The sequence below is a fragment of the Phaeospirillum tilakii genome (assembly GCF_042683125.1).
GTDB classification, from domain to species: Bacteria; Pseudomonadota; Alphaproteobacteria; order Rhodospirillales; family Magnetospirillaceae; genus Phaeospirillum; species Phaeospirillum tilakii.
Map to the genome: position 1 here is coordinate 15,106 of NZ_JBHUIY010000008.1, position 20,516 is coordinate 35,621.

The window sequence follows — 20,516 nt, forward strand, 5'->3', positions numbered from 1 at the left end:
GAAAGGGTTCCAAGGGCCCTCGGCCCTTGGCGGGGGCGGGCGGAGCCCGCTTTCCATGAAATCCAGGTGAAAGCTTGCCGGGCTATTTCAAGGTGGAACGCAAACCAGGGGAGGCCAGAATGAGATACGCAAGCGGAGTGGGGGCGGCGCTGATGGTGCTGCTGGTGGCGCTGCCGGCCGGCGCGGCGGAAAGCGGGTGTCAGGCCGAGGCGGCGGCGGCGGTGGCCGACTGGCGGGCGGCGTGGCCGACCTGGCCGGCGGTCAAGCCGGGCCACGCGATGGTCAGCGACCATTTCGGCCATCGCCACGCCTTGAGCGATTACGAGGCGATGCTGCGCCGGCTGCGCGCCGGCCGCGCCGCCTGCGACCGGGGCGATCCGGTCACCGCCGCCGCCGATCTGCGCCTTGTCGAGCATTGGCTGGGCGAGGATACTGGAGCGGCCGCTCCGGCCCGGATGGCGCGAGGAGGATGACGGCTTGCGGGTGCTGCTGGTCGAGGACAACGAGCGGCTGGCGACGCTGGTGCTGGCCGCGCTGGAACGCGAGGGCGAGACCGCCGACGGCGTCGCCGGGATGGAGGAGGCGTTGGCCGCGCTGGCCACCGCCGCCTATGACGCGGTGATCCTCGATCTCGGTCTTGCCGACGGCGACGGGCTGACCCTGCTGCGCGACCTGCGCCGGCGGGCCAATCCGGTGCCGGTGCTGATCATCAGCGCGCGCGAGCGGCTGGAGGACCGCCTCGCCGGGCTCAATGCCGGCGCCGACGATTACCTCGCCAAGCCGTTCGCGCTGGCCGAGCTGGTGGCGCGGCTGCGGGCGTTGCTGCGGCGGCCGCCGCAACTGGCTCCGACCCGCTTCGAGGCCGGCAACCTCGCGATCGACGAGGTTACCCAGGAGGTCACCGTCGGCGGCGACCGGCTCGATCTGCCCCGGCGTGAACGCGGGGTGCTGCGGCTGCTGCTGCGCCAGACCGGCCGGCTGGTGCCGCGCTCGGCGCTGGAGAACGCGGTGTTCGGCTTCGACAGCGCGGTCGGCGCCAACGCGCTCGAAGTGTACATTCACCGTCTGCGCCGCCGTCTCGCCCAGGCCGGGGCGTCGGTGCTGATCCGAACCGAAAAGGGCGTTGGCTATGTTCTGGACGTTCGGCCGGGCGAATCCTGAGCCGCCCTCGTTGCTGCGCGGGCTGGCCAAGGATCTGCTGCTGCTGCATCTGATCGGCCTCGCCGTGCTGCTGCTGGTGGTGTTCGACCGGCTCGACGCGGTGATCGACGACCTTGAGGCCGAGGACATGCACCGCGACGCGCTGGCGCTGGCCGAGCGGCTGACCAGCCACGGTCTGTCCGCCGCCACCCTCGATTCCGCCACCCAGGCCCATTTCTCGCCGGATTATGGCCGCTATCGCTTCAGCGTGCTCGACCGCGACGGCAAGGTGCTGGTGGCGTCGATCGATCCGCCCCGGGCGCTGGCCCCGCTCGATCCGGCCGCCCCGGCCGAGGGGGCGCGCTTCCGCGTCGTCCACCGCGCGGCACTGCTGTGGGGGGTGACGGTGCCGGCGCGGATCGGGGACATCCCGGTGTGGATCCAGGTCGCCGAGGACATGAACCATCGCGACGCGGTGATCGACGAGGTGGCCGCCCGCTTCCTCGACCAGGGTGGTTGGCTGATCCTGCTGCTGTCGGCGGGGCAGATCGTCGCCGTGCTGCTGCGGACGCGGCGGCGGATCCGGCCGCTGGTGGCGGCCTCGGCCTCGGCCGGGGCGATCGGGCCGGAGATCGGCCATCAGCGCGTCCGCGCCGAGGGAGTCCCGCGCGAGGTCCTGCCGCTGGTCGGCGCGGTCAACGGCGCGTTCGACCGGATCGAATCGACCTTCCGCGCCCAGAAGGAATTCCTCGAAAACGCCGCCCACGAATTGCGGACTCCGCTGTCGGTGCTGCGGGCCCGGGTCGAGATGCTGGAGGATGCCGCGATGCGACGCGAGTTGGAGACCGACATCGCGGTGCTGTCGCGGCTGGTGACCCAGTTGCTGCGGGCCGCCGAGATCGAGGGGCTGGCCGGCCACGACCAGGGGCCGGTCGATCTCGAACGGGTCGCCGCCACCGTCGCCTCCTATCTGGTGCCGGCCGCGACCCGGGCCGGGCGGACCATCCGGGTCGGCGCCGACGGTCCGGCCCGGGTGACCGGCTCGGCCGAGACGATCGGGCAGGCGATCAACAATCTGGTCGAGAACGCCCTCAGCCACACCCCGCCCGGCAGCGCGGTCGAGGTCGAGGTGCGCGGCGGCGCCCACCCCCAGGTGCGGGTGCGCGACCACGGCCCCGGCGTCGCCCCCGACGAGCGCGAACTGGTGTTCCAGCGCTTCTGGCGGCGCGACCGTCGCCAGGGCGGCGGCGCCGGCCTTGGCCTCGCCATGGTGCGCCGGGCGATGGAACTGCATGGCGGCAGCGCCCATGTCGAGGCGGCCCCGGGCGGCGGCGCGCTGTTCGTGCTCGATTTTCCGCCGCCGCCGGGCTGATCCCGACCGGCGGGCTTGACATCGGGGGGGGAATGGCGCAGGGTCGCCCCGCTCGTGCCGCTCCGGCGCGGGCCGCTCGCGACCACGCGCAGCGGCGAAGGCCCTGTCCGGCCCGCCCCTTGTCCCGAGCCTCCGAATTCCTTCCCTTTGACCTCCGGTCGCGCGTCCGGGTGGTTTCCTTCAGGCCCCACCGCGACCGGTGGCGGTTTGTCCTGCCGTAGCATATCGCGCCGGGTCGATCCCGGGCGCGGGCCGGCGGGGATGCCATGAAAGAGAATTCATGACCTTGTTTGCCGATCTCGGCCTCGCCGAACCCTTGTTGCAGGCGCTCGCGGCCGAAGGCTACGCCCATCCCACCCCGATTCAGGAACAGTCGATTCCTTATCTGCTCGCCGGCAAGGACGTGCTGGGCCTCGCCCAGACCGGCACCGGCAAGACCGCCGCCTTCGCCCTGCCGCTGCTGCATCGTCTCGACATCGAGAAGAAGCGCGCGATGCCGAAGAGCACCCGGGTGCTGGTGCTGACCCCCACCCGCGAACTGGCGGTGCAGGTGGCGCAGAACTTCCGCTCCTATGGCAGCCGTTACCGTCTGCGTTACGCCCAGGTGTTCGGCGGCGTCGGCATGGTGCCGCAGATCAAGACGATGGCCGGCGGCGTCGATATCCTGGTCGCCACTCCCGGCCGCCTGCTCGACCTGATGGGCCAGAACGCGATCCGGCTGGATTCGGTCGAGGCGCTGGTGCTCGACGAGGCCGACCGCATGCTCGACATGGGCTTCATCCAGCCGATCCGCCGCATCGTCGCCGCGCTGCCCAAGGCGCGTCAGACCGTGCTGTTCTCGGCCACCATGCCCGACAGCATCCTCGGCCTGGCCGAAAGCGTGCTGCATTGCCCGGTCCGGGTCGAGGTGGCGCCGGTCTCCTCCACCGCCGAGAAGATCGAGCAGCGGGTGCTGTTCGTCGATCGTGAGAACAAGCGGTCGCTGCTGACCAACCTGCTGTCCGAGCGCAATGTCGAGCGCGCCCTGGTGTTCACCCGCACCAAGCACGGCGCCAACCGCGTCGCCGAACTGCTCGACAAGGCCGGCATCCCCGCCGACGCCATCCATGGCAACAAGTCGCAGGGGGCGCGGCAGAAGGCGCTCAACGATTTCCGTGACGGCCGCATCCGCGTTCTGGTCGCCACCGACATCGCCGCCCGCGGCATCGACGTTGACGGCGTCACCCACGTCTTCAATTACGAGCTGCCCAACGAGCCGGAAAGCTACGTCCACCGCATCGGCCGCACCGCCCGCGCCGGCGCCAGCGGCATTGCCCTGTCGCTGTGCGACGCCGACGAGGTCGCCTACCTGCGCGCGATCGAGAAGACGATCCAGCAGAGCGTGCCGGTCGATGACACCCACGCCTTCCACGCCCCGCACATCGCCCAGCGCACCGCGCGTGGCGGTGGGCGTCCGGCTCCGACCGGGCGGCGTCCCGGTGGCCGCCCCGCCGGTCGTTCCGCCCAGCCGGCCCAGGCCAAGCAGGGCAAGCCGGCCGGCAAGCCCGCCGCCGCCCGCAACGGCAACGGCGCCGCGCGCGGCGGTCGCGCCGGCTGACGGCGAACAGAGGGGGAGGGGCTCCGGCCAACAACGGGTTACGCGGGCTCCCGCCCGCGGGCCCGGCCGGGGCGATGCCCCGGACCCCCTTTGATTTTTTGGTTCATCATGGATTGACGGGGAGGACGGCGTTCGTCCTCTTCCGTCATGCGCGGACTTGATCCGCGCATCCATGGGAGCCGCTTGGCGCCTAACCCTGCGGGGTTACGCCGTGGCGGCGGCGGTCGGAGCGAAGCCGGCCTGGACCAGACCACGCACCTTCTCGAACGCCTTGACCTCGATCTGGCGGATCCGTTCGCGCGACACGCCATAGCGGACGCCGAGTTCCTCCAGCGTGGCCGGGTCGTCGCGCAGGCGGCGCTCGACGAAGATCTCGCGCTCGCGCTCGGTCAGGCGGTCGAGGGCCTGATGGATCAGGGCGCGGCCCTTGCTCAGTTCCTCCTGGTGGCCGTAGCGGGTTTCCTGGTTGTCGGCCTCGTCGGCCAGCAAATCCTGGATCTCGGTGCCGTTCTCGCCGACCTGAAGGTTGAGCGAGCCGTCGCGGGCGGCCATGCGGCGGTTCATCGCCACCACGTCGCTTTCCTCGACCGACAGTTCCTGGGCGATCGCCTTGACATGCTCGGGGGCGAGATCGCCGGCTTCGAGCAGGCGCAGGCGCGACTTGATCCGGCGCAGGTTGAAGAACAGCTTCTTCTGCGCCGCCAGGGTGCCGATCTTGACCAGCGACCAGGAATTCAGCACGAATTCGTTGAGCGAGGCCTTGATCCACCACATCGCATAGGTGGCGAGGCGGAAGCCGCGATCGGGGTCGAACTTCTTGACCGCGCGCATCAGGCCGATATTGCCTTCCGAGATCAGATCGGCGACCGGCAGGCCGTAATGGCGATAGCCGATGGCGATCTTGGCGACGAGGCGGAGATGGCTGGTGACCAGCCGCTGCGCCGCCTCGGTGTCGCCGTAATCGATCAGGCGCCGGGCCAGCATGAATTCCTCCTCGGCCTCGAGGAGCGGGAAGGCGCGGATGTCACGCAGATACTTGGCGAGACCGTCGTCGCCATCGACGACAGGGAGAGCAACGCTCGACATCGTCATATCCTCCGAACGAGCAACATGACCGTGGACCCGCCACAATGGCAGCGTCCGCCTCCAGCCGGTTCCGTCTGGACCCCCGCTGGAGCCATTTGCTTCATTATGCTTAACGCGATGATTGAAATCAACCCTGCCTCCCTTGTGGGTTTGGCGCGTCTGGGCGGGGGATCGCGCTTGGGAGGCATCAAAGCCGATGATGATGGCAACATCGCGGCAGCGCCGGGGTCAAAACAGGGCGATGAATGAAAAACGGGTAAGCTTTGGCACACCGATAGGGGAAAACCACGGGAAGCCCAGGGTTTGATCGTCCCGGTCGGTGGGGCCTCGCCGACAATAGAGGCGGGCGACCGCTCAATCCTTGGCGGCCGGTTTCAACAGTGTCGCTTGTCTTGCTGGGCCGTCCGGAAGGGGCGGGGACGGCGGAGCGCCTGCCGGGCCGGGGAGCCGCCGGCCGGCGGGCGCAGGCGGGGATCCAGGGGCGTCGCCGCCCCTGCCCGCAACGGGAAACCGCCGGCGGATCAGCCGACCAGTTCGGTCCCGGCGAAGAAGTAGGCGATCTCGATCGCGGCGTTCTCGAGCGAGTCCGAGCCGTGAACCGAGTTGGCCTCGACCGATTCCGCGAAATCGGCACGGATGGTGCCGGGGGCGGCGTTGGCCGGGTTGGTGGCGCCCATGATCTCGCGGTTGCGGGCGACGGCGCCTTCGCCTTCGAGCACCTGGACCACCACCGGGCCGGAGATCATGAAGGCGACGAGGTCGTTGAAGAACGAACGCTCGGAATGGACCGAGTAGAACTGCTCGGCCTGGGCCTTGGTCAGCTGCACGCGCTTCTGGGCGACGATGCGCAGGCCGGCCTCTTCGAAGCGGGCGTTGATCTTGCCGGTCAGGTTGCGCCGGGTCGCGTCCGGCTTGATGATCGACAGGGTACGTTCGGTAGCCATGAATGGTGAATCCTTGATGGCGGTTGCTTGCCCCGCGCTCGGGCGTCTTCCCTGCGGGACACGCACAGGCGGTCCCGCGAAGCCCCGCGCCAGGCGCGGGAGGGCGGCCGGGTTATAACGCCAACCCGACCCCGGGAGCAACGGTCGCATCGCCCCCCGGCCAAGACGGTTCGATGACGCCGGAAAAAGCAGGGGGCCGGGGCGCCCGCGCCCCGGGCGGGGGCGGGCGGCGGCCCGCGCGCGTCCGCGAAATCCCCCCGTCCCGCTAGCCGCCTTGGCCCGATCCATGCTAAGCAGCCGCCCATGCTGCACATCACCGATCTGACCTTCCGCTACGGCGGCCGCGCCTTGTTCGAGCAGGCCGAACTGCACATCGCCCCCGGCCAGCGGGTCGGGCTGGTCGGGCGCAACGGCACCGGCAAATCGACCCTGTTCAAGCTGATCGCCGGCGATCTCCACGCCGATGGCGGCGAGATCCTGCTGCGGCCCCGGGCGCGGCTGGGCCGGCTGGCGCAGGAGGCCCCCGACGGCCCCGCCAGCCTGATCGAATGCGTGCTGGCCGCCGACACCGAGCGCGCCGCGCTGCTGGCCGAGGCCGACACCGCCACCGACGGCCACCGCATCGCCGAGATCCACGAGCGCCTCGCCGCGATCGACGCCCATTCCGCCCCGGCGCGGGCCGCCTCGATCCTGTCCGGCCTGGGCTTCTCGGCCGAGGCGCAGACCCGCCCGGTGTCGGATTTCTCCGGCGGCTGGCGGATGCGCGTCGCCCTGGCCGCCGCCTTGTTCTCCAATCCCGATCTGCTGCTGCTCGACGAGCCGACCAACCATCTCGATCTCGAGGCGACGCTGTGGCTGCAAAGCCATCTCGCCGCCTGGCCGGGCACCCTGCTGGTGATCAGCCACGATCGCGAGCTGCTGAACGAGGTCGCCAACCGCATCGTCCATCTCGACGGCGCCCGGCTGGTGGCCTATGGCGGCAATTACGACCAGTTCGAGGCCACCCGCCGCGCCCGGATGGAATTGCAGGCCAAGGCCTTCACCAAGCAGATGGAGCAGCGGCGCAAGATCCAGTCCTTCATCGACCGCTTCCGCGCCAAGGCGACCAAGGCCAGCCAGGCCCAGAGCCGGATCAAGATGCTGGAGCGGATGGAGACGGTGATGCCGGTGGTCGAAGACCGCCCGGTCAGCTTCGATTTCCCCGATCCCGAATCGCTGAGCCCGCCGATCCTGGCGATCGAGGGCGGAACCGCCGGCTATGACGGCAGGGCGGTGCTGCGCGGCCTCGACCTGCGGATCGACGGCGACGACCGCATCGCGTTGCTCGGCGCCAACGGCAACGGCAAATCGACCCTGGCCAAGATCCTGTCCGGCCGGCTCGACCTGATGTCCGGCAGCCTGCGCCGGCCGCCCAAGCTCAGGATCGGCTATTTCGCCCAGCACCAGACCGAGGAACTGCGCCCCGAGCGCACCCCCTACCACCATATGGCGGCGCTGATGGCCGACGCCCCCGAGGCCAAGGTGCGGGCCCAGCTCGGCCGCTTCGGGTTCGAGCAGGAGCGGGCCGACGTGCCGGTGGCCAACCTCTCCGGCGGCGAGAAATCGCGCCTGTTGTTCGCGCTGATGAGCCGCGACGCGCCGCATCTGATGATCCTCGACGAACCGACCAACCATCTCGACCTCGACGCGCGCGAGGCGCTGGTGGCGGCGCTCAACGCCTATGACGGCGCGGTGGTGCTGATCAGCCACGATCCCCGCCTGATCGAGCTGGCGGCCGACCGGCTGTGGCTGGTCGATGGCGGCAAGGTGGCGGCGTTCGACGGCGATCTCGACGCCTATCGCCGCCTGCTGCTGGAGCGGGCGCGCGAGGCCCGGCGCGAGGCCCGGCCCGAGCGCGACGGCGCCGCCCCCGACCGCAAGGCCGACCGCCGCGCCGCCGCGCAGAACCGCGCCCAGTTGGCCCCGCTGCGCAAGGCGGTGCAGGCGGCCGAGCGCGCGGTCGAGACGCTTGCCCGCGACAAGGCGGCGCTGGCGGCGCAACTGGCCGATCCGGCGCTGTATCAGGGGCCGGCGGCGCGGCTGACCGAGTTGCAGCGGCGCGATGCCGAGATCACCAGGCAGCTGGAGCAGGCCGAGGCGGCGTGGTTCGAGGCCCAGGAGGCCTGGGAGGCGGCCCAGGGGGGCTGAACGCCGCTCCCCTGCCTTGGCTCGGGCCCAGACCGGATAGCGCTTTTCCTAACCTTGCCTAAGGTATAGCATCGTTCGGCGTAGACTTTCAGTGGGGGCGAACGTTGACCAAGGTTCTGCCGACCGCTGCGGCCCGGCCGTCAGCACAACCAAGCGGCGACCTGCGCCGGGTTCTGGGATTGCTGATCGGTTTGGTGATGGCGCTGATGGTGCTGGGCGCGGTCGGCTTCCTGGTCCATCTGCGCGCGGCGACGCTCGACGATGCCGCCGCCAACACCGCCGGGGTGGCCCGGCTGCTCGAAGCGACGCTGAGCCGCACCCTCACCACCACCGACGTGATCCTGCAACGGCTGGCCGGGCTCGACCGGGCCTATCTCAAGGGCGCCATCCCGGCGGAAAAGCTGCAGGCCGAACTGAAGGCGATGCAGGCCAGCCTGCCCGAGCGCGGCGGGCTGGTGGTGTTCGACGCCGAGGGCAACGCGGTGTTCGAGCAGCGCCCCACTCCGGGCGGTCCCGGGATCAACGCCGCCGATCGGCCGTGGTTCCGCGCCCATGCCGAGGGGGTGGAGCGGAGCATCAGCCCGATGGTGACGTCGCGCTTCGACAATTCGCTGGTGTTCGTGGTCAGCCGCCGGGTCAGCGATGAAACCGGCCGCTTCCTCGGCGTGGTGTCGTGCGGGATCCATTCCGCCTATTTCACCGATTTCTACCATACCCTGGTGCTGGGCCATGGCGGGGTGATCGCGGCGGCGACCCGCGATGGCTTGCTGCTGCGCCAGCCCAATCCCGAATTGTATGCCGGCCGGCCGATCCCGCGCGAGCCGGTCGATCGGCTGCTCCAGGAAAAGCCGGCCGGCACCATGCTCGGCCCGTCGCGGCTCGACGGGGTCGAGCGGATCTTCTCCTACCGGCTGCTGCCGGAATACGGCATCGTGGTGATTGCCGGGATGTCGCAGGACGAGGTGCTGCGGCCGTGGTGGAACACCGTCGGCGGGCTGGCGATCGCGCTGGCCCTGGCCGGCTCGGTGGTGGCCGGGCTGTCGGCGCTGGCCTTCCGGGGCGTCAGCCGCGAGCAGGCGATCCTGGCCGGGCTGGAGCAGCGGGTGCGCGACCGCACCGAGGAAGCCGAGCGCCGGGCCGAGGAGGCCCGCCTCGCCAACGAGAGCAAGACCCGCTTCCTCGCCGCCGCCAGCCACGATCTGCGCCAGCCGTTGCAGGCGGCGGGGATGTTCGCCGAGGTGCTGGCGGCCCGGGTCGAGGATTCGCCGCTGGCCGACGTCGTCACCAAGCTGCGGCGCAGCATCGAGGCGACCAATTCGCTGCTCGGCACCCTGCTCGACGTCTCGGCGCTGGAGGCGGGCAAGATCACCCCCAACATCTCTCCCTTCCGGCTGATGCCGCTGTTGGCGGCGCTGGTCGATCAGATCGAGCCCGAGGCCACCGCGCGCGGCCTGTCGATCGGCGCGGTGCCGACCGATTGCGCGGTGGTCAGCGATCCGGTGCTGCTGGAACGGATCCTGCGCAACCTGCTGATCAACGCGGTGCGCTATACCGAGACCGGCGGGGTGCGGATCGGCTGCCGCTATCGCGGCGACCGGGTGGCGATCCAGGTGTGGGACACCGGCATCGGCATCGCCCCCGATCAGGTCGCCCGCATCTTCGACGATTTCACCCGGATCGAGCAGCCGGGGCGCCCGCGCGACCAGCGCGGCCTCGGCCTCGGCCTCGGCGTGGTGCGGCGGATGGCGGCCTTGCTCGACCACCGGCTCGAAGTCCATTCGGTCCCCGGCCGGGGCTCCTGCTTCGGCGTGCTGGTGCCGCGCGCCTAGCAAAAAAAAGCGGGCTCTGCCCGCACCCGCCAGGACCCTGAGGTTCCTGGACCTCCCCAATGGGGTCCAGGGGCCCTCGGCCCCTGGCGGGTGTGGGCGGAGCCCACGAAAAGGCGCGCCCCGCGAGGGGCGCGCCTCCTTCTACCTTAGCGCCGCCGCAGCAGGCTGCCGGCATAGCGGCCGGCGGTGCCCAGCTCTTCCTCGATGCGGATCAGCTGGTTGTACTTGGCGATGCGATCGGAGCGCGACATCGAGCCGGTCTTGATCTGGCCGCAATTGGTGGCGACGGCGAGGTCGGCGATGGTCGAATCCTCGGTCTCGCCCGAGCGATGGCTCATCACCGCGGTGTAGCCGGCCTTGTGGGCCATATCGACCGCTTCCAGGGTCTCGGACAGGGTGCCGATCTGGTTGACCTTGATCAGGATCGAGTTGGCGATGCCCTGGTCGATGCCGGCGGAGAGGCGTTCCGGGTTGGTGACGAACAGATCGTCGCCGACCAGCTGGACCTTCGAACCGAGCGCCTCGGTCAGCAGGCTCCAGCCCTCGAAATCGTCCTCGGCGCAGCCGTCCTCGATCGACAGGATCGGGTAGGCATTGACCAGCTTGCCGTAGAACTTGACCAGCCCCTTGCGGTCGAAGGTCTTCTTGGCCCCTTCCATCACGTAGCTGCCGTCCTTGTAGAACTCGGACGAGGCGGCGTCGAGGGCCAGGGCGACGTCCTCGCCCGGCTTGAAGCCGGCGGCCTCGATCGCGCTCATGATGAAGTCGAGCGCCTGCTCGGCGCTCTTGAGGTTGGGGGCGAAGCCGCCTTCGTCACCGACATTGGTGTTGTGACCGGCCTGCTTCAGGGTCTTCTTGAGGGCGTGGAACACCTCGGCGCCGGTGCGGATCGCCTCGGCGATGCTGGCCGCGCCGACCGGCATGATCATGAATTCCTGGATGTCGATCGGATTGTCGGCATGGGCGCCGCCATTGATGATGTTCATCATCGGCACCGGCAGGGTCGAGGCGAAGGCGCCGCCGACATAGCGGTAGAGCGGCAGGCCGGCTTCCTCGGCGGCGGCGCGGGCGCAGGCCAGCGACACGCCGAGGATGGCGTTGGCGCCGAGCCGGCCCTTGTTGGGGGTGCCGTCGAGATCGATCATGGTCTTGTCGAGCAGCAGCTGCTCCTCGGCATCCATCCCGGACAGGGCGTCATAGATCTCGCCGTTGACCGATTCGACCGCCTTCAGCACGCCCTTGCCGAGATAGCGGGCCTTGTCGCCGTCGCGCAGTTCGACCGCCTCGTGGACGCCGGTCGAGGCGCCCGACGGCACCGCGGCCCGGCCGAACACGCCGGATTCGAGCACGACATCGACCTCGACGGTCGGGTTGCCGCGCGAATCGAGGATCTCACGGGCATGAATATCGACAATGCTGGTCATCTGACCTTTCCCCCTTCGGACGGATCAAGCGATTGACAGTGGATGGCGTTTGGCGATGGCGTCGAGCGCCTTGACCTGCTCGATCAGGGCCGGCATCGCCGCCAGCGGAATCATGTTGGGCCCGTCCGACGGCGCCTGGTCGGGATCGGGATGGGTTTCGATGAACAGGCCGGCCACGCCGACCGCGACGGCGGCGCGGGCCAGCACCGGGGCGAAGCGCCGGTCGCCGCCCGAGGCGCCGCCCTGGCCGCCGGGGGCCTGGACCGCGTGGGTGGCGTCCATGATCACCGGCCAGCCGGTGGCGGCCATGATCGGCAGGGCGCGCATGTCGGTGACCAGGGTGTTGTAGCCGAACGAGGCGCCGCGCTCGGTCAGCAGGATCCGGCTGTTGCCGGTGCTTTCGATCTTGGCGGCGACGTTGACCATGTCCCACGGCGCCAGGAACTGGCCCTTCTTGACGTTGACCACCGCGCCCGAACGCCCGGCGGCGATCAGCAGGTCGGTCTGGCGGCAGAGGAAGGCGGGGATCTGGATCACATCGACCGCGCCGGCGACGGCGTGGACCTGTTCCTCGGTGTGGATGTCGGTCAGTACCGGCAGGCCGAGCCGGCCGCGGATCTCGGCGAAGATCGGCAGCGCCTTGTCGAGGCCGATGCCGCGCCGGCCGGCCAGGCTGGTGCGGTTGGCCTTGTCGAACGAGGATTTGTAGATCAGGCCGATCCCGGCCGCCGCCGCCATGGCCTTGAGTGCCTCGGCGCACTCAAGGGCATGGTCCCGGCTTTCGATCTGGCACGGCCCCGCGATCAGGACCAGCGGCAGATCGTTGCCGAGGATCAGGGAGGGGGTGACGGCGACGTGGTGGCAGGTCATCACTCCGCTCCTTGTCAGGCTAGACCAGACGCGACTGCCGCACCGCGGCGGCGATGAAGCTGGTGAACAGCGGGTGCGGGTCGAACGGCTTCGATTTCAGTTCGGGATGGAACTGAACGCCGACGAACCAGGGATGGCCCGGCAGTTCGACGATCTCGGGCAGCACCCCGTCGGGCGACAGGCCGCTGAAACAGAGACCGGCCTTCTCCAGCGCCTCGCGGTAATCGAGATTGACCTCGAAGCGGTGGCGGTGGCGTTCGAAGATCCGCTCGGCGCCGTAGATCTCGCGCACCTGGGTGCCGGGCTGGAGCATGCATTCATAGGCGCCGAGCCGCATCGAGCCGCCGAGATCGCCGTCGGCGGCGCGCTTTTCGACCCGGTTGCCGCGCATCCATTCGGTCATCAGCCCGACCACCGCGCAGTCGCACGGGCCGAACTCGGTCGAGCTGGCGTCGGGCAGGCCGGCGAGGTGGCGGGCGACCTCGATCACCGCCATCTGCATGCCGAAACAGATGCCGAAATAGGGGACGCGGCGTTCACGGGCGAAGCGGACCGCCTCGACCTTGCCCTCGCTGCCGCGCTCGCCGAACCCGCCCGGCACCAGGATGCCGTGACAGGGTTCGAGATGGCTGACCACGTCCTCGCTCTCGAAGATCTGGCTGTCGATCCAGTTGAGGCGGACGCGGACATTGTTGGCGATGCCGCCGTGATGCAGCGCCTCGGCCAGCGATTTGTAGCTGTCGAGCAGGCTGGTGTACTTGCCGACCACCGCGATGGTGACCTCGCCCTCCGGCTGGCGGATGCGGTCGAGGATGGTGGTCCAGCGCTTGAGGTTGGGCGGCGGCGCCTCGAGCAGGCCGAAATGGCGACAGACGACGTCGTCCATCCCCTGTTCGTGGTAGCTGATCGGCACCTGATAGATCGAACCGACGTCGAGCGCCGCGATCACCGCGTCGGCGGGGACGTTGCAGAACAGGGCGATCTTGCGCCGCTCGCTCTCGGGGATCTCGCGGTCGCAGCGGCACATCAGCATGTCGGGCTGGATGCCGACGCTGAGCAGTTCCTTGACCGAATGCTGGGTCGGCTTGGTCTTCAGCTCGCCGGCCGAGGGGATGTACGGCACCAGGGTCAGGTGGACGAACATCACCTGGGCGCGGCCCAGCTCGTTGCCGATCTGGCGGATCGCCTCAAGGAACGGCAGGCTTTCGATGTCGCCGACCGTGCCGCCGATCTCGCACAGGCAGAAATCCTCGTCGGTCAGGTCGCCGCGGATGAATTCCTTGATGGCGTCGGTGACGTGCGGGATCACCTGGATGGTGGCGCCGAGATAATCGCCATGGCGCTCGCGCGCGATGACGTTGGAATAGATGCGGCCGGTGGTGATATTGTCGCTTTTACGCGACGCCACCCCGGTGAACCGCTCGTAATGGCCGAGATCGAGATCGGTCTCGGCGCCGTCATCGGTGACGTAGACCTCGCCATGCTGATACGGGCTCATCGTGCCCGGATCGACGTTGAGATAGGGGTCGAGCTTGCGCAGCCGGACCTTGAATCCGCGCGCCTGCAACAGGGCGCCGAGCGCCGCCGAGGCCAGTCCCTTGCCAAGCGAGGAGACCACGCCGCCGGTGATGAAGATGAAACGGGTCATCGGCTTTTTTGTACCTCGCCTTGCCCAAAGTCAGACAACCGCGCCCTCACGGCCGGACGGCCCGGGCGGTCCTGAAGGGACGCCGGATCCGACTCGACTGGGGCAACGGCACACAACGAACCCTCCGCCCGAGCACGCGGGGCACGCGCGCCGGGCGGCACACTTCCCGGATCAGCGCGCCAGCGGCGCGGCGGGAGCCGCCGGTTCCGCCGGAGCGGCCGGGGCCGGCTGCGACGCCGGGGCGCCGGCCGCATCCTGCAGGCGATCGAACGGCGAGGTGCCGGTCGAACGATGGCTGGCGATCATCGCCAGGGCCAGGCTGGTGGCGAAGAACAGGGCGACGATGATCGAGGTGATCCGGGTCAGCAGGTTGCCGGCCGACCGGCCGGTCATCAGCCCGCTGCCACCCCCGCCGATCCCCAGGGCGCCGCCTTCGCTGCGCTGGAGGAGAATCACCCCGACCAGGGACAAGGCGAGGAGGATGTGAACCACCAGAATGATCGGAAAGACGTCCATGAAGCATCCACCAGGGAAGTGAGATCGGGAATCCATCCAGGCGGAAGCGGCCCGGGTGCGGCGCCCCTTCCGGGTCAGGTCCAAATCGGTTGGGCTGTTTGTAGCCCCGGCGGCCCGCGAAGGCCAGTGCAAAGTTGTCACGGCGGCGGCCGGTCGCGGTTTTGACGCATTACAAAAAAATCATCCCCCCGCCATCCGGGCGTAATGCGGGGGTGGGCATGATGTTCACGACTCGACAGACAGTACCTTCCGATCCAAGGGCGAGCTTGAACTCCCCGTCCGGCGATCGGGCCTCTGAATCAGTCAAAAGCCCCGCGCTTCCCACCCTGGCGCGGGGCTTTTCCCTGTCCGGTGGCGGCCCGGGCGGGGCGATGTCACGGCAACATCACGCCGCCGCGCTTGGCGCGACGGGGCGGACATGGTTCGATCTTTCCTCCGATCAAGCCCCTGGGGGAGAGCCATTGATGACGCCCGTCCGCCTGACCTTGCTGCTGCTGCCGTTCCTGCTGCTGAGGGCGGCGCCGCTCGCCGCCGATCCGGTCCGACCCGCCGCCGACCCGGTGGCGTTCGCCCGGGTCACCGCCGCCAGCACCGATCCCGCCTTCCGCGCCCTGCGCGATCATGAACGCGCCGGACTGATGGCGGCGCTGCGCCGCGTGGTCGGCGAGGGTCCGCTGACCGACGAGCGCCTCAACGCCGCGCGCCAGGATGCGCCGCTGGCCGATCAGGCCTGGCTCGCCGCCACCGGCTATGATTTCAAGGCGGCGACGGCCGAGGCCCAGGAGGCCGGGATCGCCCTGCTGGCGCCGTTCCGCGCTCTGCCGCGCGAGACGCTCGACGCCAACCTGCATCGGGTCGAGGCGATCAACGTCGCCGCCAGCCCGGCCGAACGCGAGCAGGCGCTGTACGACGCCTACGGGATCAATCATCTGTTCTTCCTGGCCGAGGCGCTGGGGCCGCGCCTGGGCGAGGCCTTCCTGCGCGCCTATGAAAAAGGCGGGATCGGCAAGGCGGCGGCGCTGATCAAGGCCAGCGCGATTTCGACCGGCCCGGCCAAGCGGGCGTTCGATTACCGCCGGCCGTTCGAGGTGGCGGGCAACCGGATCCAACTGGTGCCGGACTCGATTTTCGTCGCCACCGGCGCGCCCTACAAGGCGGCCGGCGGGTCCTTCCCCAGCGGCCATACCAATGCCGGCATCTCCGACGCCCTGCTGCTGGCGGCGATGCTGCCGGAACGCTATGCCGCCCTGGTTGCCCGGGGCGCCGGTTACGGCTATTCGCGGCTGGTGCTCGGGGTGCATTACCCGCTCGACCTGATCGGCGCGCGGATGATCGTCGAGCGCACCCTGTCCCGTTTCCTGGCCGATCCGGCCTATCAGGTGCTGTTCGCCACCGCCCGCGACCAGTTGCGCGCCGCGCTGGAGCAGGAATGCGGCGTCGCGCTGGTGGTGTGCGCCCGTCCGGCCGGGCCGCAATCCGATCCGTGGGCCGCGCCGGCGGCGGCGACGTTCCACGCCTACACCCTGACCTACGGTCTGGCCCGGCTCGAGTCCACCGATCGGCCGCTGCCGGCTCCGCTCGCGGCGGCGGTGCTGCTGGCGCCGCTGCGGCCCGATTTGCCGGTCGCCGATCTGGCCGAGATCCTGCGCAGCACCGCGCTGCCGGCCGGCTTCCCGCTCGGCGCGGCCGAGGCCGAGGGGGTGGCGTGGCAGCGTCTTGATCTGCATCGGGCGGCGGCGCTGCTGACGCACTGACCGGGCCGGCGCTCCGTCGGGGGGATCAGCCCTCGGCGGGGCGCTGCTGGACGATCACCCCGTACCAGCCGAGGCCGCGATAGGTCTCGTAGCCGGGGGTGAGGGCGAAGCCGACGGTGCGGCCGTCGTCATAATGATAGCTGCCCATCGTCGCGCCGCCGTGGCGCAGGGTGACCCGCTCGGTCAGCAGGCCGCGATCGTCCGAGGCGGCGATCACCCGTCCGCCCTGATCGACCAGCAGACATCGGGTCAGCTTCTTTTCCTCGTCGCTGAGGCGGATGCCCTTGACCACCGCCTGGGCCTGGGGCTGCCAGTCGAAGAAGACGCCGAGCACGCCGATCGGGCTGCCGTCGGTGCGGCCGCCCTCGCGGATCGCGGCGGCGTAGGTGGCCACCGCCGCGCCGTCGAGGGCGGGGGTGGTGGCGATGTCGGCGACGGCGTAGGCGGTGCCGTCACGGGTGGCCAGCGCCTCGCGGAACCATGCCTCGGCCGAGACGTCGGTGCCGACCGCGCGCGGATAGCGGCGCGGCCGGCCGTTGGCGATCACCCGGCCGGCGCGGTCGATGATCCACAGATCGAGATAGACGGTATAGGAATCAAGGATCACCCCCAGCCGCTCGGCGGCGTGGGCGGCCGGGCGCGGGCCGGGATCGCTGGCGCAGGCCACCACCGCCGAATCCGTCGCCCACCAGCGCACGTCGCACGAGCGCTCATACAGATTGCGGTCGATGATCTCGATCGCGTTGAGGGCGAGGTCGGCCAGCCGCGAGCCGCGCATCTGCTGGATGATGGTTTCGCCCAGGGTCATCAGATCATGCACGGTGCCGGCCAGCTCGCCTTCCAGCGCCTGGGTGATGGCGCTGATCGTTTCCGATACCCGTTTGACCTCGGTCGCGACCACGGCGAAGCCGCGCCCGGCCTCGCCGGCGCGGGCGGCCTCGATCAGGGCGTTGAGCGACAGGATCCGGGTGGCGCTGGTGACCGCCTTGATCTCGCCGATCTTGCTGGTGGCGACGTCGTGGACCGCCTTCGACAGCGCGATGATCCGTTCCGGCCGGTTGCGGCCGTCCGCGCCTTCCTCACTCACCGCACCCCTCCGTTCATAAAACAGGCAAAACGAGAAGAGCCTGTTTAATAGGCATAAGGGCGGGGCGCCATAAGGAATTGGATAACCGGGCGATCGCCATAGAGCCGGCCGCCGGTGTCACGCGGGCTCTGCCCGCACCCGCCAAGGGCCGAAGGCCCTTGGATCCCTTTCCCTGTCCTTCGCGCGACCAGCGCCCGCGCCCAAGCGGAAAGGCCTTTCCGGGCCCGACCATCAAGGGGTTCCAAGGGCCTTGCGGCCCTTGGCGGGGGTGGGCGGAGCCCACATCACCGAAAAGGGGGGTGGCCCGCCGTTATTCCGCCGTCGGCGAGCCGAGGAAGGGTTCGATCCGGCTGGCCGGGACGAAGGCGGTCAGGTCGAGCTGGCGGCCGGTGGTCTTCGACGGGCCGCTCATCTCGACCGCCAGGATCCCCCATAGGCAGGAGCGGCGCGGGTCGAACACCCCGCCGCCCGAGCTGCCCGGTTTGAAGCCGGTGGCCAGGATGTTGGTCCAGGCCCCGGTGTCGCGCGGTCCCTCGCTGTCGAGCGGGGTGGGGATGGTGAAGGCGTTGCGGACGCTGCCCAGCGCGGCGACCTGGACCGGGCGGCTCGGTTCGGGATTGTCGGGGCACAGCGTCACCGCCGCCTGGGCCTGCCGCGCCGGGTCGAGGCTGGTGGCGGGCAGGCGCAGCAGGGCGAGATCGATTCCGTCCTGCTGGCCGTCGCGGACCAGGGTGGCGTCGAGGCGGCGGCCGTCGAGCAGCACGGTGACCCGGGGCGAGCCGGGATCGACCTTGACGACATGGGCGGCGGTCAGCACCAGCCCGCCGCCGAGATAGACCCCCGAGCCCTGGGAGAAATGCACCCCGTCCCCGGCCGGCTTCTCGACCCGCACCCCGGTTTCGGCCGGGCCGGGGCCGGCCGCGGCCGGCGGGGCGGCGGCCAGCAGGAACAGCAGCAACAGCGACGGCAACAGGGCGGGGCGCATCATCCAGGAATCCTTCAGGCTTCGGCGGCGAGGCTGGGCGGGAACAGGCGGGCATCGGCCGCGATCGGCCGCACCCGGTGGCGCCGGCGCAGCCGGTCGCGCCACCAGCCGTGATAATCCTCGACCGTTTGCAGGTCGGTTTCGTCGTAATGGGTGGCGGCGCCGATTTCGAGATAGACGTCGAGATTGGCGAGATCGGGCCGGGGCAGGCGGCCGGCCTGGCAATCGGCCCACATCTCGTGATAGCGCGCCTCGAGCGCCGCCACCAAAGCGGGGGTGTCGAACAGCACGCACTGATCCCGCCCGGCGACGAGACGGTCGCGCAGCGCCTGGAGCCGGGCGCGGTCGCGGCCGAGCGCGATCGCCTGCTCGACATAGGCGGTGGCGTCGTCGCACACCAGTTCGGGCAGGCCGGCGGCGCGCACCAGACTGCCGCACACCCGCGCCGCGAACGACCGCCCGGCCAGGGTCAGCACCGGCACCCCCATCCACAGCGCGTCCGAGGCGGTGGTGTGGGCGCCGTAGGGCGAGGTGTCGAGGAACAGGTCGGCGGCGGGATAGCGGGCGAGATGCTCGGCATTGACCCGCTTGTCGGCGAACACCAGCCGGGCCGGGTCGATGCCGTGGGCGGCGGCGTGGTCGCGCAGCCGCTGCTGCGCCCCCTCGGAGCCGCCCAGCAGCCACAGCACGCTGTCCGGCACCTGCGACAGGATCAGCAGCCAGCGTTCGAACATGAAGCGGGTGATCTTGTGGCTGCCGTTGAAGCAGCAATAGACCAGCCCCTGCTCGGGCAGGCCGAGTTCGGCCCGGCCGGGGCGATGGGGCGCGGCGCGGCGCTGGCGGTTGTTGGGCTGGTAGCAGGGCAGCCGCACCACCTTTTCCGAATAATGGATCTCGTCCTCGGGCGGGATGATCCACGCGTCGGCGATCAGGTAATGGTGATAGGGGCTGGCCAGGGTGCCGGGATAGCCCAGCCAGTTGACGATCACCGGCGCCGGCCGCAGCGCCAGCAGGCGGTGGCGGGCCTCGCGGGTGTAGCCGTTGAGATCGACCAGGATCTGGATCCCGTCCTCGACCATCCGCCGCGCCACCGTGGCGTCGTCGAGCGCGTTGATGTCGAGCCAGTGGTCGAACGCGGTCTTGAAGGCGTCATGCATCGGGTCGCTGCTGTGCGGCCCGCAATAATAGGCGAACAATTCGACCCGGGCGCGGTCGTGCAGCACCGGCACCTCGGCCATCAGCTGCCCGACCGCGTGTTCGCGCAGGTCGGAGGAGAGATAGCCGATCCTGAGCGGGCCCTGATGGGCGGCGGCGCGCGGCCAGGCGGTGATCGGTGCCTGGGGGTCGCCGACATCGACCTTGTTGTAATGGGCGGCGACGGCGAGATGCAGCAGCGGATCATCGGCCAGCGCCGCCGCCGACAGCGGCGACAGGCCGCGCATCAGGGTGTCGTGGCCGACCCGCTCCCACGGCACCATCACCGGCCATTCGCACTGGCGCTGGCGCAGCGCGATGTAATGCTGGGCCACCTCGCGCTGGGAGGGATCGATCTCCAGGCTCTGGCGCAGCATCTCCTCGGCGCTGTCGTCCTGGGCGGCGGTTTCCAGGGTGCGGGCGATCTGGTTGAGGGCGGTGATCTTGTGGGTGACCGCGCCGCCGTTGAGCAGGGCCAGCTTCTGCAGCACCGACGACCATTGCACCACCGCCACCGCGGTGGCGCCCTGGATCTCGTAGACCCGGCCGAGATTGATCGCGGCCGGCAGGAAATCGGGATTGAGGGCGACCGCCCGTTCCAGGCAGTCCCGCGCGGTGTCGATCCGGCCGAGCTCGGTCAGGATCACCGCGTAATTGAACAGCGCGGCATAGAGCAGCGGATGGTCGGCATTGTGTTCGACCCAGGTGGCGTAAAGGGTGACGATCGAGTCGGTCTGGCCGGTGGCCTTGAGGGTTTCCGCGCTCTTGATCAGGTCCATCAGGCTGAGGGTCCGCGCCATCGACTGCAACAGCGTGGGGGTCAGGACATCACGGGTCATCTGGGGTGGGCTCTCCGGGCGCCGTCCCGCCGCCCCCCGCGTTC

At 70.0% G+C, this 20,516-nt stretch carries 17 protein-coding genes; 8 read left to right on the forward strand and 9 right to left on the reverse strand.

Annotation, left to right across the window (positions count from 1 at the left end; translation table 11 throughout):
• The first annotated feature begins 119 nt into the window (after positions 1-119).
• From ACFSNB_RS05790 to ACFSNB_RS05805, 4 genes are all read left to right on the forward strand, one after another.
• A complete protein-coding gene (locus tag ACFSNB_RS05790) occupies positions 120-473 on the forward strand; it encodes a hypothetical protein (protein WP_377315089.1) in 354 nt (117 codons plus the stop codon).
• A gap of 10 nt (positions 474-483) precedes the next feature.
• Positions 484-1,161, forward strand: coding sequence for a response regulator (locus tag ACFSNB_RS05795; protein ID WP_377315175.1), 678 nt, complete (start codon positions 484-486; stop codon positions 1,159-1,161).
• Positions 1,130-2,512 carry a sensor histidine kinase gene (locus ACFSNB_RS05800; protein ID WP_377315090.1) on the forward strand — a complete coding sequence of 461 codons (1,383 nt, stop codon included), beginning with the start codon at positions 1,130-1,132 and terminating at the stop codon, positions 2,510-2,512. The genes ACFSNB_RS05795 and ACFSNB_RS05800 overlap by 32 nt, the downstream gene beginning before the upstream one ends.
• 280 nt (positions 2,513-2,792) lie before the next feature.
• A complete protein-coding gene (locus tag ACFSNB_RS05805) occupies positions 2,793-4,109 on the forward strand; it encodes a DEAD/DEAH box helicase (protein ID WP_377315091.1) in 1,317 nt (438 codons plus the stop codon).
• 204 nt (positions 4,110-4,313) lie between these two features.
• Here ACFSNB_RS05805 and rpoH read toward each other — a convergent pair whose 3' ends face one another.
• Positions 4,314-5,195 carry an RNA polymerase sigma factor RpoH gene (gene rpoH, locus ACFSNB_RS05810; protein WP_377315092.1) on the reverse strand — a complete coding sequence of 294 codons (882 nt, stop codon included), beginning with the start codon at positions 5,193-5,195 and terminating at the stop codon, positions 4,314-4,316.
• 24 nt (positions 5,196-5,219) lie between these two features.
• Here rpoH and ACFSNB_RS05815 point away from each other — a divergent pair, with 24 nt between their 5' ends.
• Complete coding sequence (locus ACFSNB_RS05815; protein WP_377315093.1) at positions 5,220-5,444, forward strand: hypothetical protein; 225 nt, start codon at positions 5,220-5,222, stop codon at positions 5,442-5,444.
• Between the two features lie 272 nt (positions 5,445-5,716).
• Here the strand turns inward: ACFSNB_RS05815 and ndk are convergent, their stop codons facing one another.
• Positions 5,717-6,139, reverse strand: coding sequence for a nucleoside-diphosphate kinase (ndk, locus tag ACFSNB_RS05820; protein ID WP_377315094.1), 423 nt, complete (start codon positions 6,137-6,139; stop codon positions 5,717-5,719).
• A 303-nt stretch (positions 6,140-6,442) separates the two neighbouring features.
• On the opposite strand from ndk, the gene ACFSNB_RS05825 reads away from it, so the two are divergent.
• Positions 6,443-8,326: an ABC-F family ATP-binding cassette domain-containing protein gene (locus ACFSNB_RS05825; RefSeq protein WP_377315095.1), complete on the forward strand. Its 1,884-nt coding sequence runs from the start codon at positions 6,443-6,445 to the stop codon at positions 8,324-8,326.
• A 104-nt stretch (positions 8,327-8,430) separates the two neighbouring features.
• Entirely contained in the window at positions 8,431-10,155 is a 1,725-nt protein-coding gene (locus ACFSNB_RS05830; protein ID WP_377315096.1) for a cache domain-containing sensor histidine kinase, read from the forward strand.
• Positions 10,156-10,301: 146 nt separating this feature from the next.
• Here ACFSNB_RS05830 and eno read toward each other — a convergent pair whose 3' ends face one another.
• From eno to secG, 4 genes are all read right to left on the reverse strand, one after another.
• The gene (eno, locus tag ACFSNB_RS05835) at positions 10,302-11,579 is read right to left on the reverse strand and encodes a phosphopyruvate hydratase (RefSeq protein ID WP_377315097.1); all 1,278 of its coding nucleotides are present in this window, start codon (positions 11,577-11,579) and stop codon (positions 10,302-10,304) included.
• Between the two features lie 24 nt (positions 11,580-11,603).
• Positions 11,604-12,449, reverse strand: a complete 846-nt coding sequence (gene kdsA, locus ACFSNB_RS05840; RefSeq protein ID WP_377315098.1) for a 3-deoxy-8-phosphooctulonate synthase — start codon at positions 12,447-12,449, stop codon at positions 11,604-11,606.
• 19 nt (positions 12,450-12,468) lie between these two features.
• Positions 12,469-14,097, reverse strand: a complete 1,629-nt coding sequence (locus ACFSNB_RS05845) for a CTP synthase (RefSeq protein ID WP_377315099.1) — start codon at positions 14,095-14,097, stop codon at positions 12,469-12,471.
• A 171-nt stretch (positions 14,098-14,268) separates the two neighbouring features.
• Positions 14,269-14,613, reverse strand: coding sequence for a preprotein translocase subunit SecG (gene secG, locus ACFSNB_RS05850; protein ID WP_377315100.1), 345 nt, complete (start codon positions 14,611-14,613; stop codon positions 14,269-14,271).
• Positions 14,614-15,077: 464 nt separating this feature from the next.
• Between secG and ACFSNB_RS05855 the strand changes: the two genes are divergently transcribed.
• The gene (locus ACFSNB_RS05855) at positions 15,078-16,367 is read left to right on the forward strand and encodes an acid phosphatase (RefSeq protein WP_377315101.1); all 1,290 of its coding nucleotides are present in this window, start codon (positions 15,078-15,080) and stop codon (positions 16,365-16,367) included.
• Between the two features lie 25 nt (positions 16,368-16,392).
• On the opposite strand, the gene ACFSNB_RS05860 is transcribed toward ACFSNB_RS05855, so the two are convergent.
• From ACFSNB_RS05860 to ACFSNB_RS05870, 3 genes are all read right to left on the reverse strand, one after another.
• Positions 16,393-17,454 carry a cache domain-containing protein gene (locus tag ACFSNB_RS05860; protein WP_377315102.1) on the reverse strand — a complete coding sequence of 354 codons (1,062 nt, stop codon included), beginning with the start codon at positions 17,452-17,454 and terminating at the stop codon, positions 16,393-16,395.
• Between the two features lie 310 nt (positions 17,455-17,764).
• Complete coding sequence (locus tag ACFSNB_RS05865) at positions 17,765-18,442, reverse strand: S1 family peptidase (RefSeq protein WP_377315103.1); 678 nt, start codon at positions 18,440-18,442, stop codon at positions 17,765-17,767.
• A gap of 11 nt (positions 18,443-18,453) precedes the next feature.
• On the reverse strand, positions 18,454-20,472 hold the full coding sequence (locus ACFSNB_RS05870) for an O-linked N-acetylglucosamine transferase, SPINDLY family protein (RefSeq protein WP_377315104.1): 2,019 nt from the start codon (positions 20,470-20,472) through the stop codon (positions 18,454-18,456).
• Positions 20,473-20,516: the final 44 nt, after the last annotated feature.